13 protein-coding genes are annotated in these 15,247 nt (G+C 67.1%); 3 read left to right on the forward strand and 10 right to left on the reverse strand.

Features of this window, described 5'->3' with window-relative positions:
• Window positions 1-7 precede the first annotated feature (7 nt).
• The 4 genes from J2X06_RS09845 to serA form a co-directional block, all read right to left on the reverse strand.
• The gene (locus J2X06_RS09845) at window positions 8-1,060 is read right to left on the reverse strand and encodes an SPOR domain-containing protein (protein ID WP_310061686.1); all 1,053 of its coding nucleotides are present in this window, start codon (window positions 1,058-1,060) and stop codon (window positions 8-10) included.
• 81 nt (window positions 1,061-1,141) lie between these two features.
• A complete protein-coding gene (folC, locus tag J2X06_RS09850; protein WP_430539563.1) occupies window positions 1,142-2,476 on the reverse strand; it encodes a bifunctional tetrahydrofolate synthase/dihydrofolate synthase in 1,335 nt (444 codons plus the stop codon).
• A 137-nt stretch (window positions 2,477-2,613) separates the two neighbouring features.
• The gene (locus tag J2X06_RS09855) at window positions 2,614-3,255 is read right to left on the reverse strand and encodes a histidine phosphatase family protein (RefSeq protein ID WP_310061690.1); all 642 of its coding nucleotides are present in this window, start codon (window positions 3,253-3,255) and stop codon (window positions 2,614-2,616) included.
• 2 nt (window positions 3,256-3,257) lie between these two features.
• Window positions 3,258-4,823, reverse strand: coding sequence for a phosphoglycerate dehydrogenase (gene serA, locus J2X06_RS09860; RefSeq protein ID WP_310061691.1), 1,566 nt, complete (start codon window positions 4,821-4,823; stop codon window positions 3,258-3,260).
• Window positions 4,824-5,058: 235 nt separating this feature from the next.
• Between serA and J2X06_RS09865 the strand changes: the two genes are divergently transcribed.
• Window positions 5,059-5,463 (forward strand): DUF3224 domain-containing protein, encoded by a 405-nt coding sequence (locus J2X06_RS09865; protein ID WP_310061693.1) that lies wholly within the window; start codon window positions 5,059-5,061, stop codon window positions 5,461-5,463.
• Between the two features lie 140 nt (window positions 5,464-5,603).
• Here the strand turns inward: J2X06_RS09865 and J2X06_RS09870 are convergent, their stop codons facing one another.
• Complete coding sequence (locus J2X06_RS09870; RefSeq protein WP_310061696.1) at window positions 5,604-7,775, reverse strand: S46 family peptidase; 2,172 nt, start codon at window positions 7,773-7,775, stop codon at window positions 5,604-5,606.
• Between the two features lie 125 nt (window positions 7,776-7,900).
• A complete protein-coding gene (locus J2X06_RS09875) occupies window positions 7,901-10,078 on the reverse strand; it encodes a S46 family peptidase (RefSeq protein ID WP_310061700.1) in 2,178 nt (725 codons plus the stop codon).
• A gap of 141 nt (window positions 10,079-10,219) precedes the next feature.
• Here J2X06_RS09875 and tdh point away from each other — a divergent pair, with 141 nt between their 5' ends.
• Window positions 10,220-11,254: an L-threonine 3-dehydrogenase gene (gene tdh / locus J2X06_RS09880; RefSeq protein WP_310061703.1), complete on the forward strand. Its 1,035-nt coding sequence runs from the start codon at window positions 10,220-10,222 to the stop codon at window positions 11,252-11,254.
• A gap of 70 nt (window positions 11,255-11,324) precedes the next feature.
• Here the strand turns inward: tdh and J2X06_RS09885 are convergent, their stop codons facing one another.
• Window positions 11,325-11,999, reverse strand: a complete 675-nt coding sequence (locus J2X06_RS09885) for a hypothetical protein (protein ID WP_310061707.1) — start codon at window positions 11,997-11,999, stop codon at window positions 11,325-11,327.
• A 128-nt stretch (window positions 12,000-12,127) separates the two neighbouring features.
• Here J2X06_RS09885 and kbl point away from each other — a divergent pair, with 128 nt between their 5' ends.
• Entirely contained in the window at window positions 12,128-13,333 is a 1,206-nt protein-coding gene (kbl, locus tag J2X06_RS09890) for a glycine C-acetyltransferase (RefSeq protein WP_310061709.1), read from the forward strand.
• Between the two features lie 98 nt (window positions 13,334-13,431).
• On the opposite strand, the gene J2X06_RS18050 is transcribed toward kbl, so the two are convergent.
• The 3 genes from J2X06_RS18050 to J2X06_RS09905 all read right to left on the reverse strand — a co-directional run bounded on the left by J2X06_RS18050 (window position 13,432) and on the right by J2X06_RS09905 (window position 15,162).
• Window positions 13,432-13,743, reverse strand: coding sequence for a hypothetical protein (locus J2X06_RS18050; protein ID WP_430539602.1), 312 nt, complete (start codon window positions 13,741-13,743; stop codon window positions 13,432-13,434).
• 135 nt (window positions 13,744-13,878) lie between these two features.
• Window positions 13,879-14,601, reverse strand: a complete 723-nt coding sequence (locus J2X06_RS09900) for a pseudouridine synthase (protein WP_310061712.1) — start codon at window positions 14,599-14,601, stop codon at window positions 13,879-13,881.
• Between the two features lie 51 nt (window positions 14,602-14,652).
• Entirely contained in the window at window positions 14,653-15,162 is a 510-nt protein-coding gene (locus tag J2X06_RS09905) for a hypothetical protein (protein ID WP_310061716.1), read from the reverse strand.
• Between the last annotated feature and the right edge of the window lie 85 nt (window positions 15,163-15,247).

A 15,247-nucleotide genomic window follows, 5' to 3' on the forward strand; every position in this document is an offset into this window, starting at 1 on the left:
CCGCCGATCAGGGATGCGGACGAACGATGCCGTCGACGCCCAGCTTGGCCGCTATCTGCGCCTTCAGCTGATCGGCCTCGGCGCGGCTGACGACCGGACCGATGCGGACCCGGTTCAACAGGCCCTTGTCGGTACGTACTTGCTCCACGAACGCACTGAAACCTGAAGCGCGTGCCTTGTCGCGCAGCTTGGTGGCGTCGGCGGCGTTGCCGAACGCGCCGAGCTGAACGGCAAAGCCCACCGAGGATGCAGCCGGCTTGGTCGGCGCAGCTTGGGTCGGCGCCGGCTTGATCGGAGCTTGCTCCGGCTTGGCAGCGGCAACCGCCGGCGGCGTCGTGGGTTTGGGTTTCGCGGTGGCGCTTGCGGTCACCGGCTTGGCCGGCTCGGCTGCCAGTGCCACCGGCTTGGAAGGAGATGTGGCCGGCTCGGCCGGGTTCAACGGCACCGGCGCCGATACGGAGGCAGGCTGCGGGGCGCTGGCCAAGGCAGGAGCCGCGGCATTGGTGTCGGCATCCAGGGTGACGACCTTGGCGCTGACATCGCTGCGGACCTTGGCCGATTCCAGGCGGGCGGCCTCGGCCTCGGCCTGTGAGGCATACGGACCGATGCGCACGCGGTGCAGCGTGCGTTCGCCGCTGCGCGTGGTTTCCTGGTAACCCGGCAGTTGCGCCGTCTGCAATGCCTTCACCACGCGCTGCGCGTCGGCCTCGGTCGCGTAACTGCCAAAGCTCACGGCGTAGTCGCCACCGGCCACGGCGGCCGGCTGCATCGCATTGGTGCTGGCGGCCGGCTTCTCGGCTGCGGTGTCGACCGTCGGCAGACGCTCGCCGTCCGAGGACTCGTCCATGCCGACCACGCCGCCCTTGGGCGCCTCGCCCGGGCCTACCAGGGGTAATTCACGGGTTTCGAACTGGCCCTGCGGCGCATTGGGAAGTGTCAGGGGGACATCGGAAGCGCCGCTTTCGGGGGCTGGCCCCTTGATCAGCATCGGCAGGAAGATCACCGCGAGTGCGACCAGAACGGCGGCGCCGATCAGTCGCTGTTTCAGGGCAGGTTCCATCGGTCTCGCACGCCGCAGGCGGATCGCCGCGCGGAATTATAACCCTGCGATGCGCCGAGCCCCGGCTAGCGAGACCGCCGTTCAGTCTTGGGCGAGCCAATCGATCGCCGCGGCGGCGGTATGGAAAGAACCGAAAACCAGGATGCGATCGCCGGGCCGAGCCTTCTGTAGCGCTGCTTCGAGCGCCGGCAGAACCTGTTCATGCCGGAAACCGTCCGCAGCGGGAGTTCCGGCCAATCGCTGCGCCAACGCCTGCACGCTGCCGCCGCGCGGGCCGGTCTCGGCCAGCCCCGCGAGATGCCATTGCCCCACACACGACGCCAGCGCCTGCACCACGCCCGTCACGTCCTTGTCGGCCAGTGCGGCATACACGGCATGCACTGTTCCATTGGCAGGCTCGGCCGCCAGCCATGCCGCCAGCGAGCCCGCGGCCTGGGGGTTATGGGCCACGTCGATCACGATCTCGACCCCGCCGCGCTCGAAGCGTTGCAGGCGTCCGCGCACCAGCGCCTGCCCGACGCCTTCGGCGATCGCGGCCTTGGGCAGCGGCCTGGGCGGACGGCCGAGCGCGCGCAATGCGGCGATGGCGACGGCCGCGTTGCGCAACTGCACCGGTGCGGTCAAGCGGGGCATCGGCAGATCCAGCCGGTAGCCGACTTCGCGCCAGCGCCAGTGGGGTGGCGGAGCATCCCCGTCGGCGGCAATCGCCGGCAGCTTTTCGAAGAAGAAATCGCTGCCGATCCGCCAGGTCGACGCACCGATCCGATAGGCATGGCCGAGCACGCTCGACGGCGGAAGGTCATCGCCCACCACCAGCGGCTTCCACGCCCGCGCGATGCCGGCCTTCTCGGCGCCGATCGCCTCGCGGTCGTCACCAAGGTAGTCCTGATGGTCGAGGTCGACGGTGGTGATCACCGCGACGTCGGCATCGACGAGGTTGGTGGCGTCCAGGCGCCCGCCCAAACCGACTTCCAGAATCGCCAGGTCGAGGCCCGCGCGCTCGAACAACCACAGCGCCGCGAGCGTGCCGTATTCGAAATAGGTCAGCGCCACCTCCCGATCATCCTGAGCCCGTCGAAGGACGCGCGCCGCTTCAATGGCCTCGAACGCAGCGATCAGATCCGCATCGCCGGCATCGGTGCCATCGATGCGCACGCGCTCGTTGTACTGCAGCAGGTGCGGCGAGGTGTAGGCGCCGACCTTCCAGCCTGCCGCGCGTGCGATGGCCTCGATGAAGGCGACGGTCGACCCCTTGCCGTTGGTGCCACCGACCGTGATCACTTTCTTCGCCGGACGCTTCAGTCGCAGGCGCTGCGCGACTTCGCGGATGCGGTCCAGCCCCATGTCGATGGACTTGGGGTGGATGCGTTCGATGTGGGCGAGCCAGTCGGAAAGCGTGCGGGTCATGGGGGACATTATCCAACAGGCTGCGCCGCCGGACCCTGTACTGACGAATCAGCCCCACGACCGGAGGGGCTAAGGGGACCTTTTTCGACCCGCCATCCATGGCTCGGTCGATGCCGTTGAAGCCTGTACTGCAACAGCCATCGAAACTACAACGCCCGATGCACCGCCTCGCCAAACAACGACGTGTGATGGCTGCAGTCGTTGAGCCGCACGACTTCGAGGTGATCGACGTCGGCGCCTTCGAGAAGATTGAGCGTCGTCGGCGCCTGCCGGAAGCTCCACAGCCGTGCCAGCGGAATGCCCAGCACATGGCACAGCAGCACGCGGTTGACCGCGTCGTGGGCCACCACCAGCAACGTGTCGCCCTCGCCGAGCCCCTCGGCCGCGCGCGCGAACGCCGGCCAGGCTCGGTCGAACACGTGCTGCAGCGACTCGCCTTCCGGCATCAGCACTTCGTGCGGGGTTTCACGCCAGGCGCGCAGGCGCTCGCCGTCGCGTTCGCGGATTTCGCTGGCGAGCAATCCCTCCCAGGTGCCATGGGCGATCTCCATCAGCCCGGGATCGAGCGTCAGCGGAAGATCGCGCTCGCCCAGGGCGAGTTCGGCGGTGTGGCGGGCACGGGTCAACGGCGACGCCACCGCGCGGGTGATCGACACCTCGCGCAATCGCTCGCCAAGGGCGCGCGCCTGGGCGATGCCTACCGGAGAAAGCGGAATGTCTTCCTGTCCCTGGTAACGGCCTTCGGCATTCCACGGCGTTTCGCCGTGTCGGGCTAGCAGGATGCGCATGGTCATACCTGCGCCAGCGAGAGGATGCCGGGCGTCGCACGCAATGCGGCGAGCTGTTCGTCGCTGACCGGGCGGTCGATCGTGATCGCCGCACGCGCCTGGCCGTCGCCGGCCGCGCCGAGCGCGAAGTTGACGATGTTGATACCCGCTGCGCCCAGTTGCGAGCCGACGGTGCCGACCATGCCGGGACGATCCTCGTTGCGCATCAACAGCACATGCGCCTGCGGGTCGAACTCGATCTCCACGCCGTCCAGCCGCACCACGCGCGGACCACGATGCAGCGTCGCCTCGATCTCGCGCGTGCGGTGGTCGCCGACCACCTTGAGCCGCAGCAACCGGTCGAAGCCATCGCCGTCGCCGCCGACGGTCTCGGCCACGATCAGGCCGCGCGCGGTGGCTTCCTGCAACGCGTTGACCGGCGTTACGCGGCCCGAGTGCGTGCCCAGCAAGGCGGAGACCAGCAGGCGCGTGAGCGGTCGCGTGTCGAGCGCGTCGGTGCGCCCGGCGTAGGTGATCTCAAGGCGCGTCGGTGCCGGCACCAGTCGTGAGGCCAGACGGCCGAGCGAGGACATCAGCGGCATCCATGGTCCGACCTCGCGCGCGGCTTCGGCGGTGAGCGGCGGCAGGTTGACGCAACCGGCAACGGCGCCGGTGGCGACGAAATCGATGATCTGCCGTGCCAGGATCGTGCTGACCGCCTGCTGCGCCTCGCTGGTCGAAGCGCCAAGGTGCGGCGTGAGGATGAGTTTTTCGTGTGCGCGCAGCGGCGAATCGGCCTGCAACGGCTCGGTTGCGAACGTGTCGAGCGCGGCGCCGCCCAGGTGGCCTTCGTCGAGCAACCGCAGCAGCGCGGCCTCGTCGACCAGGCCACCGCGCGCGGCATTGATGACGTAGGCGCCGGGCTTCATCGAGCGCATGCGCGCCTCGGACAGCAGGTTGGTCGTTTCCTTGGTGCGCGGGATGTGCAGGGTGACGATGTCGGCCCAGGCGAGAAGCTCGTCGAGCGACTTCAACGGCACGCTGCCCTTGCCGGCGGCTGAGGCCGGCAGGAACGGATCGTGTGCGGCCACCTCCATGCCGATGCCCTGGGCCTTGCGCGCGACCGTTCCGCCGATGCGGCCCAGGCCGATCACGCCGAGCTTCTTGCCTTCCAGTTCGAAGCCGGTCAGCCCGACCTTGGGCCACTGCCCGGCCTTCATGCCGGCGTCGGCGCGGGGGATGTGACGGGCCAATGCGAACAACAACGAGATCGCATGCTCGGCGGCGGCCAGCGTGTTGCCATCGGGCGCATTCATCACCGCGATGCCGCGCTGGGTGGCGGCCTCGACGTCGATGGTGTCGACGCCCGCACCGGCACGGCCGATCACGCGCAGCTTGTCGGCGCGCGCCAGGGCCTCGCCCGGAACCTTGGTGGCCGATCGCACCAGTACGGCGTCGACATCGGCCAGCGCGAGCGCCAGCGCGTCGGGGTCCTTGATCGGGTCGGCGGACACCAGCACGTCCCAGCCCGCGTTGCGGAACAGGGTCAGACCGTCTTCGTGTATGCCATCGCAAGCCAGCACTTTCATCGCATGCTCCTGAGGGAAGGAATTCCCGCGGAGACACATGCAGCCGGCACTACGGACGGAACATCCGCATCAGGGCGATGCGGAACTACAACTGATCGGGAGACGGGGCCGGCTGGCATGGGAATCCGCGATGACCCGCAGAGTAGGCCAAAGCTCGGCGACACCGCAACAGTTGCACTGGCAACCACCCACAGCCTGCGCGACCATGCCCCTCCCCCATCAACGGAGCGACCGCATGACTGTGCAGGTGAAGGGCGAATTCGAGGTCAAGCGCTCGCCGCAGGGCGCCTGCGACCTGGGCGACGGCGTCGCCGCGGGCCACATCCGATTCGACAAGCGCTTTCTGGGTGCTCTCAACGCCACCAGCGTGGTGCACATGCTCGCGGTCGGCACGGAAGTGGAAGGCTCCGCGGCCTATGTCGCCATCGAACGCATCACCGGCTCGCTGGAAGGCCGCACGGGCGCCTTCTTCATGCAGCACAACGGCGTGATGGACCGGGGCACACCATCGCTGTCGCTCACGGTGGTGCCGGACTCGGGCACGGGCGAACTGAAGGGACTGTCCGGCCGCATGGCTATCGATATCACCGACGGGCGGCATTACTACACGTTCGATTACGTGTTGAGCCCTGAGGAGTAAGCGGCTTCAGTGCCGTTGCTCCGCATAAGTACGCAAAGGCAAGCAAAATGATCCCCGCTTTCGCGGGGATGACGATTCAGTGTGATCGTGCAAACGCAGGCGGTGACGATTCCCGCTGCGGCTCCACCCATCCCCAAAGATCAGTTCTTGCCCGCCACGCCCATTTCCCGCAGCAACTGCGGCGCCGGATAGACCTCCTGCATGATCCAGCGCATGTAGCGCTGGTCGACCGCGATCATCCGCGTCATCGCCGGATCGAAGACCCAGTTGCTGCTCACCGACTCCCAGTTGCCGTCGAACGCCAGCCCCACCAGTTTGCCGCGCGCATCCAGCACCGGCGATCCGGAGTTGCCGCCGGTGATGTCCAGGTCCGACAGGAAGTTCACGGGCACCGTGCCCAGGCGCTTGTCGGCCAGGCCGCCGTAGTTCTTCGCGGCGATCGCATCGAGCAACGCCTGCGGTGCATCGAACGGGTCCGCGCCGGTGGCCTTGGCCGCGACTTCCTCCAGCCGGGTGAACGGTACCTGCTTGCTGCCATCGGTCCTGGTGTAGCCCATCACGTTGCCGAAGGTGATGCGCAGCGACGAGTTGGCGTCGGGATAGACGAACTGGCCCTGGCTCTTCTTGTAGTCGGCCACCGCCTGCAGGTACACCGGTCGCGCCACCAGCGCTTCACCGGCCCGCGTCTTGCCTTCCTTCTCCAGTTGCAGCGCCGTCGGCATCAGCGCCACCGCGAACTGCATCGCCGGGTCCTTGCTCTTCTCCAGCATGGAACGATCGGCGGTCATCAGCCTCAGTCGTTCATCGGTGTTGCCCAGCCTGGTCTTGGCCAGCTTGTCGAGCGCGCGCTTGATCGCGCTCTCGTTGTTGCCGCCGAGCCATTTGTCCAGCGCAGGCAGATGCTGCGACGCCGGCAGCTTGATGTACTGGCGCAGCCAGTACGCCTGCAGTTCGCGATCCATCGCCGGCACGTAGCGCCGCTCCATCTGGCGCATGCCGCCTTCGAAGGTCGGCAGGTCGCGCTCCTGGTAGCCCTGCTCGCGGTCGGCATCGGGCTTGGCGCGTTCGATCGACAGGCGATACAGCTGGGTCGCGGCCCCAAGCGTGCCCGTGCTGCGCAACTGGCTGAAGACCAGATCGCGCTCGCGATTGACGCTGGCAGCCTGGTTGATGGCGAGCAGCGACTGGTGCGCGGCCAACGCGGGCGCACCTGCCGGCCCCTGCTTTTTCAGCCACGCCAGCACCGCGGTTTCCTCGGCCTGCTTCTTTTCGGCGGCATCGATGCGCTTGAAGCCCTGCAGCTGGCCGTCGTAGTTCTTCATCACGTTCTGCCAGCTGCGCACCGTGCTGGCGTACTTGACCGCGATGTCGGGATTGCTCTTGCCGGCCGTCTGCACCATGGCGACCAGATCTTTGTAATGACCACCGATGGCCGGATAGGTCCAGTTCGACGTCTCGTCGAATTCCTCGGCCAGTGCGTATCGTGCGGTGCGTCCCGGGTAACCGGCCACCATGACGAAGTCGCCCTCGCCCAGCGCCTTGTCGGCCAGTGTCAACCAATGTTTGGGCTGGTAGGGCACGTTGTCGGGCGAGTACGCGGCCGGCTTGCCGCTCTTGCCGACGTAGGCGCGGTAGAACGAGAAGTCGCCGGTGTGGCGCGGCCACATCCAGTTGTCGATTTCGCCGCCGTAGTTGCCCACGCTGCCGGGAGGCGCATAGACCAGGCGCACGTCGCGGATTTCGAGATTGCGGAACAGGCGATAGACGTTGCCGCCCGAGAAGCTGTAGAGGCGGCAGCGGTAGCCCGCCTCCTGCTCGCAACCGGCGATCAGCTGCTTCTCGATGTTCTCCAGTGCCACCGTGCGCGCCAGCGCATCGGGCGCCGCCGCGACCACGGCCCGCACGTGTTCGGTGACGTCCTGGATGCTGTCGAGCGCATAGATGCGGGCGTTGGGGCCGGCGGAAACCTCATCGCCCTGCATGGCGGCATTGAAGCCGTCCTTCATCAGGTTCTTGTCGGGCGTGGAGTTGAGCTGGATCGCGCCGTAGGCGCAATGATGATTGGTCACCACCAGCCCCTGCGGTGAAACAAAGCTCGCGGTGCAGCCGCCGAGCGACACTACCGCCGCCATTGGATCGCCGGTGAGGTTGGCCAGCTGCTTGGGGCTCAGCTTGAGGCCCGCCTTCTTCAGCGGACCGGCGATCTCCGGCAGTTGCTGCGGCACCCACATTCCTTCGCCCGCCTGGGCGCTCCCGAGACCGGCTACGGCGACAAGACCGGCGATCGCCGAGGCCAACACGTTATGACGCATGTACAAAAACTCCTGGCGGACGAATCAGAAGGCGAGTCTAGCCCGCCCTACGATGGCGCGAACTGCGACCGCCGTCGCATCCGGCCGTTGAATTTTGCTGGTTCCGGCATGTTTCTGGCGGACGTTTACTCTGCAGGCAGGTTCATTTCCCGCAGCAGGTGCGGCGCCGGATAAACCTTGGCCATCAGCCAGCGCATGTAGCGCATGTCGACATGGATCGCACGCTTGTAGCGCGGGTCGAACATCCAGCTGGCGCTTACCGCCTCCCAGTTGCTGTCGAAGTTCAGCGCGATCAGCTTGCCCTGCGCGTCCAGTACGGGCGATCCGGAGTTGCCGCCGGTGGTATCGAGATTGGTCAGGAAATCCACCGTCTGCGCGCCTTTGGACGAATTGCCCAGGCTCGGCTCGGCGGTGCTGCCGAAATCGCCCTTGGCGATGGCATCGAGCAGCGGCCGCGGCGCGTTGAACGGTTCGGCACCGGTGTGCTTCTCCACGATGCCCTGCACGGTAGTCAGCGGCTGGTAATGCACGCCATCGCGAGGATCCATGGCGCTGATGCGGCCATAGCTCACGCGCAAGGTGGAGTTGGCATCGGGATAGACCGCACGGCCCTGCGACTGGCGGAACGCGATCAGCCCCTTCATGTAGGCCGGGCGCAGGCGCAACAACTCGCCGGCGCTGACCTTGGATTCGTCCTCCAGTCGCAGCACGGCTGGCATCAGGGCCGCGGCAGCCTTGAGCAGCGTGTCGTCGGAAGCACCCAGCGCCGCGTGATCGGCCTGCATCGCCGACAGGCGCTGGGCCTCGTCTCCGAGGCGGGTGCCGGCATACATCGCATCCAGCTTCGCCTTCAACTGCGCCGGCGTCGTGCCGAACACGGCATCGAACTCGGCCACGTGCTGCACAGCCGGCAACGCCTGGTACTGGGTGAGCAGATCGGTCAGCAGGGCCTTCTCCACCGCGGGCGAATAGCGGCGCTGTACCTGCTTGAGCTTGCCGGTGATCAGTACCTCGTCGCGCTGCTGGTAGCCCGACTCGCGCTGCGCGTCGGGCTTGCCGCGCTCGTGCGCAAGGCGCTGCACGGTAAGCGCCGAGTTCAGCAACTGCGACTGCGAGGCGATCACGCCCAACAACTGATCGCGCTCGCGCGTGGCCGCGCCGCGGTCGAGCACGACCTGCGCGGCGGCGATGTCGGCTTTGATCGCGGTCGCATCGGCCTGCTTGTCCAGCCACGTCATCATCGCCGTCTCATCGTCGCGACGTACCTTCGCCGCGTCGCTGCGGCGCAGCCCGTCGAGTTCGCCCTGCGCACGCTTGAGCGTGTTCTTCAGGCTTTTCACCTGCGCGGCGTAGCTGACGCGCGCGGCTTCGTCCTTGGCGCTGGCCGATTCGATCGTATCGATCATGCCCTGGTACAAGGCGACCCGCGAAGGCAGCTGCCAGTCGATCTGGTTGGCGAACTCCGACGCCATGCGATGCCGGAACGTCACGCCGGGATAGCCGGCCAGCATCGCGAAGTCGCCTTCCTTCACGTTGCGCGTGGAAACCTGAAGGTGCGCCGGCGACACATAGGGCACGTTGTCCGGGGCGTAGTCGGCCGGCTTGCCGTCCTTGCCTACATACGCACGCAGCAGGGTGAAATCGCCCGCATGGCGCGGCCAGACGAAGTTGTCGACCTCGCCGCCGTAGTTGCCGATGTCATTGGGCGGCGCATAGACCAGGCGCACGTCGCGCAATTCGAGCTGGCGCACCAGGTAGAAGTCGGTGCCGTAGTACATGTTGGCGACGCTGCAGCGGTAGCCGGCTTCGCGCTCGCACTCGGCCACCGCGGCCTTGGTCGCCGAATCGACGGCATCGTAGTACTCGCGTCCCTGCTTGCCCCTGGCGCCCTCGAGGATGCGGTCGGTGATGCGATCGAAGCCGGTGGTGACCAGCACGCGGTAGTCGGGATTGGCCGGCAACTCGGCGCCGCGGTCGGCGGCGATGTAGCCGTCGCGGATCAGGTCGCGCTCGGGCTTGGCGTTGTACTGGATCACACCGAAGGCGACATGGTGGTTGGTCAGCACCAGGCCGTCGCCCGACACGAACGCGCCGCTGGCGCCGCCGACCTTGACCACGGCGTTCATCGGCGGCTTGGCCAATTCCGCCAGGTCGCTCGGGCGTCCCTTGAAGCCGGCCGCTTTGAGCTGCCTGGCGATGTCAGGCAGCTGCGACGGCATCCACATGCCCTCGTCGGCATGGGTGTGGCCCGTCAGTGTCAGCAGGGGCAGCGCGAGGGACAGGGCTAACAGACGGTGGCGCATGGTGGATTCGTGTCGTCGAAGGAACATGAGGAGGCGGGACGATAGGCGATGCCGGCCGGCCCGGGCAAACCCGCCACCCGGTCGGGACGACCCCGCGGGCTATAATTGCCGCCTCTTTACCGCCAGTCCGCGGACTCCCCAATGACGCAAACGATGAAGGCGCTGGTCAAGCGCGAAACCGGCAAGGGCATCTGGATGGAGGAAGTGCCGATCCCCTCCCCCGGCCCCAACGAAGTGCTGATCAAGCTCGAAAAGACCGCGATCTGCGGCACCGACCTGCACATCTACCTGTGGGACGAGTGGAGCCAGCGCACGATCAAGCCGGGCCTGGTGATCGGCCACGAGTTCGTCGGCCGCGTGGTCGAGCTCGGCGCCGGCGTGACCGGCTACAAGCTGGGCCAGCGCGTGTCGGCCGAAGGCCACATCGTCTGCGGCCACTGCCGCAACTGCCGCGCCGGCCGCCAGCACCTGTGCCCGAACACCGTCGGCATCGGCGTCAACCGCAATGGCGCGTTCGCCGAATACATCGTGATGCCGGCCAGCAACCTGTGGCCGATCCCGGACCAGATCCCGGGCGAGCTGGCCGCGTTCTTCGATCCGTACGGCAACGCCGCGCACTGCGCGCTGGAGTTCGACGTGGTCGGCGAGGACGTGCTGATCACCGGCGCCGGCCCGATCGGCATCATCGCCGCCGGCATCTGCAAGCACATCGGCGCGCGCAATGTCGTGGTCACCGACGTCAACGATTACCGCCTCAAGCTGGCCGCCGACATGGGCGCCACGCGCGTGGTCAACGTCGCCAACACCTCGCTCAAGGACGTGATGGCCGACCTGCACATGGAAGGCTTCGACGTCGGCCTGGAAATGAGCGGCAATCCGCGCGCGTTCAACGACATGCTCGACTGCATGTACCACGGCGGCAAGATCGCCATGCTCGGCATCATGCCCAAGGGTGCCGGCGCCGACTGGGACAAGATCATCTTCAAGGGCCTCACCATCCACGGCATGTACGGCCGAAAGATGTACGAGACCTGGTACAAGATGACGCAGCTGGTGCTGGGCGGTTTCCCGCTCGGCAAGGTGCTGACCCATCAGTTGCCGATCGATTCGTTCCAGGAAGGCTTCGAGCTGATGGAATCGGGCAAGGCCGGCAAGGTCGTACTGAGCTGGAACTGACGCCTTGCGCGTTTCCCCTCTCCCGCTTGCCGGAGAGGGCTGGGGCGAGAGCCGCGCAGCGGTCGCTACCTCAGTTGGAAGCGAGAGCCCAGCGCTCGCGCCTCCACAGCCACCCCAATACCGCGTAGATCCCGGTCAACCACAGGCCGAGGTGCCATTCGAGCGCGTTGCGCCAACCGTCGCGCCTGTCCGGTTCCTCGACGACATACGCGACCACGACGCTGCTCAGTCCGATGGCCAGCAGCGCCACCGCGATCACGAACAGCGCCCGGTAGCCCGGCGCGTGGCGATTCCACGACAGCGCGCGCAATGCCACCAGCAACGCCAGGCCGGTGCTGCCGAAATAGATCACGTTGCCGTAGCGGCGCAGCAGCTCGTAGGTCTGCCCTTCGGTGCCCAGGAACGTTGCATACAGGGCCAGCGCCACTCCCGCGACCACGCCCAGCCACGGCAAGGTGGGCACCGCGACCGGTGTATCGCGCCGCAGCCAAGCCGTGGCGGCCACCCAGCACAGGGCCTGCAAGACCGCGCAGGGCAGCATCGCCATCCGGAACAGGTCGTTGCCCAGGCCATGGCGGGCCGCCCGGCTGATCGAAACGCACCCATCCAGGTAGGGATTGCACGCAGGCGCCAGCCCGTCGCGCACCGACAGCCACCACGCCAGGTGGGCGACCAGCAGCGGTAGCACCGCGGCCAGCAGGGGCAACGGCCATAGCGGCAGCGAAGCGGAAGCGCGTTCGGCCATCCACCGATGCTAGCCCAGCCGGTGGAACGAACCTGCATTGGCTGACCCGCCTTGGCGCCAATACTGGTTAACCCACGTTGGTCAGCCCGCGTTGGTTAAAATCGCGGTCCACCGAACTGGAACCGACGATGGCCACCGCCGCCCCCCTCACCCAACGTTACGCCGACGAGCTCGAGAGCATCCGCGCGCAAGGCCTGTTCAAGTCCGAACGCATCATCACCTCGCCGCAGTCGGCCGAAATCACGCTGGAAGACGGCCGCACCGTGCTGAACTTCTGCGCCAACAACTACCTCGGCCTGGCCGACCACCCCGACGTCATCGCGGCGGCCAAGCAGGCACTCGATACGCACGGCTTCGGCATGGCCTCGGTGCGCTTCATCTGCGGCACGCAGGACCTGCACAAGCAGCTCGAGAAGACCATCGCCGACTTCTTCGGTACGCAGGACACCATCCTCTATGCCGCCTGCTTCGACGCCAACGGCGGCCTGTTCGAGCCGCTGCTGGGCGAGGACGACGCGATCATCTCCGACGCGCTCAACCACGCCTCGATCATCGACGGCGTGCGCCTGTGCAAGGCCAAGCGCTTCCGCTACGCCAACTGCGACATGGCCGACCTGGAAAAGCAGTTGCAGGCGGCCGACGCCGCCGGCTGCAAGACCAAGCTGATCACCAGCGACGGCGTGTTCTCGATGGACGGCTTCATTGCGCCGTTGGATGAGATCACCGCGCTGGCGAAGAAGTACAACGCCCTGGTGCACATCGACGAGTGCCACGCCACCGGCTTCCTCGGCGCCAGCGGCCGCGGCTCGGCCGAGGTCAAGGGCGTGATGGACAAGATCGACATCTTCACCGGCACGCTCGGCAAGGCCATGGGCGGCGCGCTGGGCGGTTTCACCACCGCCAGGAAAGAAGTGATCGAGATGCTGCGCCAGCGCTCGCGTCCATATCTGTTTTCGAACTCGCTGCCGCCGCACGTGGTGGCCGCGGGGATCAAGGCGTTTGAGATGCTCTCCAGCGCCGGCGACCTGCGCGAGCAACTGGTGGCGAACACCGCCTACTTCCGCGAGCAGATGACCGCCGCCGGCTTCGAGATCAAGCCCGGCGTGCATCCGATCGCCCCGGTGATGCTGTACGACGCGCCGCTGGCGCAGAAGTTCGCGGCGCGGCTGCTGGAGGAAGGCATCTACGCGATCGGCTTCTTCTACCCCGTCGTGCCGCAGGGCCAGGCACGCATCCGCACGCAGATGTCGGCGGCGCACACGCGCGAGCACCTGGACCGGGCGATCGCCGCGTTCATCAAGATCGGTCGCGAACTGGGCGTGCTGAAAGCCTGACGCCCGGAGCGAATCGCAGGAACAACAGAAGGCCGGTCGCGAGACCGGCCTTCTGCGTCATGGCCGCCGCGCCGGAGCGGCGGCCGCTGATGCTTGCCTTACTTGCTGCTGTTGTCGCTCTTGGCCGCGCCGCCGTCTTCCTTCGGCGGTGCGCCCTTGGCCACGCGGATACCGCGCGCCTTCATCCAGGCATCGAACTCTTCGGCACTCATCTTCTTGCCGTTCTGCTCCATGTTGAAGCGGTACGGCGTGTTGTCGTACTTGGTCTTCGGCTGGTAGCCCGCAGCGGTCTCGGCCTTGGCTTCCACCTTCGGAGCCGGCTCGGCGGCCGGCTTGGCCTGCTTGCCAGCGGCCTGCGCGAAGCCGCACAGCAGCAGCATCGGCACGGCCATCATCCACATCTTGCCCATGATTGAACCCTCCCCTTGTGTGGGAAGAGTGTCGCTGCATTGCCGCCTCCGTACCATGAGCTTGCGCACAATCCGAAGAAAAATGACCTGCACTCCGCCAGCGCGCCCTTCACCGGTTTGCGATGACGTGCCCATTCAGCGTCCCAACGCCGCCAGCTCCTCGGCGCTCAATTCGCGCCACTGCCCCTTGCCCAGTTCACCCAGGCGCAGCGCGCCGATGGCGACGCGCACCAACCGCAGCACCCCGATGTCGAGGGCAGCCAGCAGGCGACGGATCTGGCGGTTGCGCCCTTCGTCGAGGACGATCTCGACCCACGCGTTCTTTTCACCCGCGCGCAGCAGGCGCGCCGAACTGGCACGCAGCGCCTCGCCCGACTCGATGATGCCGCCCTCCAGCGCCGCCAGCGTGCGCTCATCGGGAATCGTGTCGATCTGCACGTGATAGGTCTTGTCGAGCCCCATGTCGGGGTCGGTGATCCTGGCCGCCCACGCCGGATCGTTGCAGAACAGCAGCAATCCCTCGCTGGCCTTGTCCAGCCGGCCGACCGGCGCCAGCCACGGCAGCCCGGCACCGTCGAAGCAGCGGTAGACGGTATCGCGGCCACGCTCGTCGTTGGCGGTGGTGACCAGACCGCGCGGCTTGTTGAGCATCAGGTAGCGGCGTTGAGGCTGGTCGAGAGGATTCCCGTCGACCGTCACCCGGTGGCGGCCTTGTACGACCCCGAACTCGGGATCACGCACGACGCGCCCGTCCACTTCGACACGGCCGTCGGCGATCCATTGCGCAGCCTGCGTTCGCGAGCACAGTCCGCACTTGGACAGCACGCGCGCCAGGCCGTGTCGAGGTGAAGTCTTCATTCTATCTAAGGCCGCCTCGCGGCCGTGCTCAAAACGTGGGGGCGCGAGGCCTTACTTCTTCTTGTCCGCCTCGGTCGCGGCCGGCGCCGGCTCCGGTGCGGCGGCAGCGCCCTTGCCCTTGGCCACGCGCACGCCCTTGGCCTTCATCCAGGCGTCGAACTCCTCGGCCGTCATGCGCTTGCCGTTCTGGTTCATGTCGAACCGCCACGGCGTGTTGTCGTACTGGGTCTTGGGCTTATAGGCCGCCGGATCGGTCGATGCCGGCATCGCGGTGGCGGCCGGCGCTGCGGCGGGCGTCGCCGTGGCGACGTTCCTGCAGGCGTCGATGCGCTGTCGCAACAGCACCTGGTCCACCGCCAACGTCTCGTCGAACGCCTGCGACAGCACGCCGGTCGGCGCACCGAGCTGATGGCTCGGCAGGACGATTTCGGAAGCGATCGGCGCCACCACGGTGGGACGGATCGGCATCGCCTTGGGCGCCGCGACGCTCGCACAGCTGCTTGCCTGCGCCTGCACCATCCCGGCGATGAACATCAACGACAATCCGATTACCGCGCGCATGGCGTGTCTCCCGAGCATCCTGATCGTGCGCCCGGAACGCGTCCGGGCTGAGCGAAACGAGTGTAGGCCCGGCTATGAGCGGGAA

Source organism: Lysobacter niastensis (assembly GCF_031457115.1).
GTDB classification, from domain to species: Bacteria; Pseudomonadota; Gammaproteobacteria; order Xanthomonadales; family Xanthomonadaceae; genus Lysobacter_J; species Lysobacter_J niastensis_A.

What these genes read in the sequence shown, in the direction of transcription:
- J2X06_RS09845 (WP_310061686.1), bottom strand. Translation starts at nt 1,060, where the DNA reads ATGGAACCTGCCCTGAAACAGCGACTGATCGGCGCCGCCGTTCTGGTC.
- folC (WP_430539563.1), bottom strand. Translation starts at nt 2,476, where the DNA reads ATGTCCCCCATGACCCGCACGCTTTCCGACTGGCTCGCCCACATCGAA.
- J2X06_RS09855 (WP_310061690.1), bottom strand. Translation starts at nt 3,255, where the DNA reads ATGCGCATCCTGCTAGCCCGACACGGCGAAACGCCGTGGAATGCCGAA.
- serA (WP_310061691.1), bottom strand. Translation starts at nt 4,823, where the DNA reads ATGAAAGTGCTGGCTTGCGATGGCATACACGAAGACGGTCTGACCCTG.
- J2X06_RS09865 (WP_310061693.1), top strand. Translation starts at nt 5,059, where the DNA reads ATGACTGTGCAGGTGAAGGGCGAATTCGAGGTCAAGCGCTCGCCGCAG.
- J2X06_RS09870 (WP_310061696.1), bottom strand. Translation starts at nt 7,775, where the DNA reads ATGCGTCATAACGTGTTGGCCTCGGCGATCGCCGGTCTTGTCGCCGTA.
- J2X06_RS09875 (WP_310061700.1), bottom strand. Translation starts at nt 10,078, where the DNA reads ATGCGCCACCGTCTGTTAGCCCTGTCCCTCGCGCTGCCCCTGCTGACA.
- tdh (WP_310061703.1), top strand. Translation starts at nt 10,220, where the DNA reads ATGACGCAAACGATGAAGGCGCTGGTCAAGCGCGAAACCGGCAAGGGC.
- J2X06_RS09885 (WP_310061707.1), bottom strand. Translation starts at nt 11,999, where the DNA reads ATGGCCGAACGCGCTTCCGCTTCGCTGCCGCTATGGCCGTTGCCCCTG.
- kbl (WP_310061709.1), top strand. Translation starts at nt 12,128, where the DNA reads ATGGCCACCGCCGCCCCCCTCACCCAACGTTACGCCGACGAGCTCGAG.
- J2X06_RS18050 (WP_430539602.1), bottom strand. Translation starts at nt 13,743, where the DNA reads ATGGGCAAGATGTGGATGATGGCCGTGCCGATGCTGCTGCTGTGCGGC.
- J2X06_RS09900 (WP_310061712.1), bottom strand. Translation starts at nt 14,601, where the DNA reads ATGAAGACTTCACCTCGACACGGCCTGGCGCGCGTGCTGTCCAAGTGC.
- J2X06_RS09905 (WP_310061716.1), bottom strand. Translation starts at nt 15,162, where the DNA reads ATGCGCGCGGTAATCGGATTGTCGTTGATGTTCATCGCCGGGATGGTG.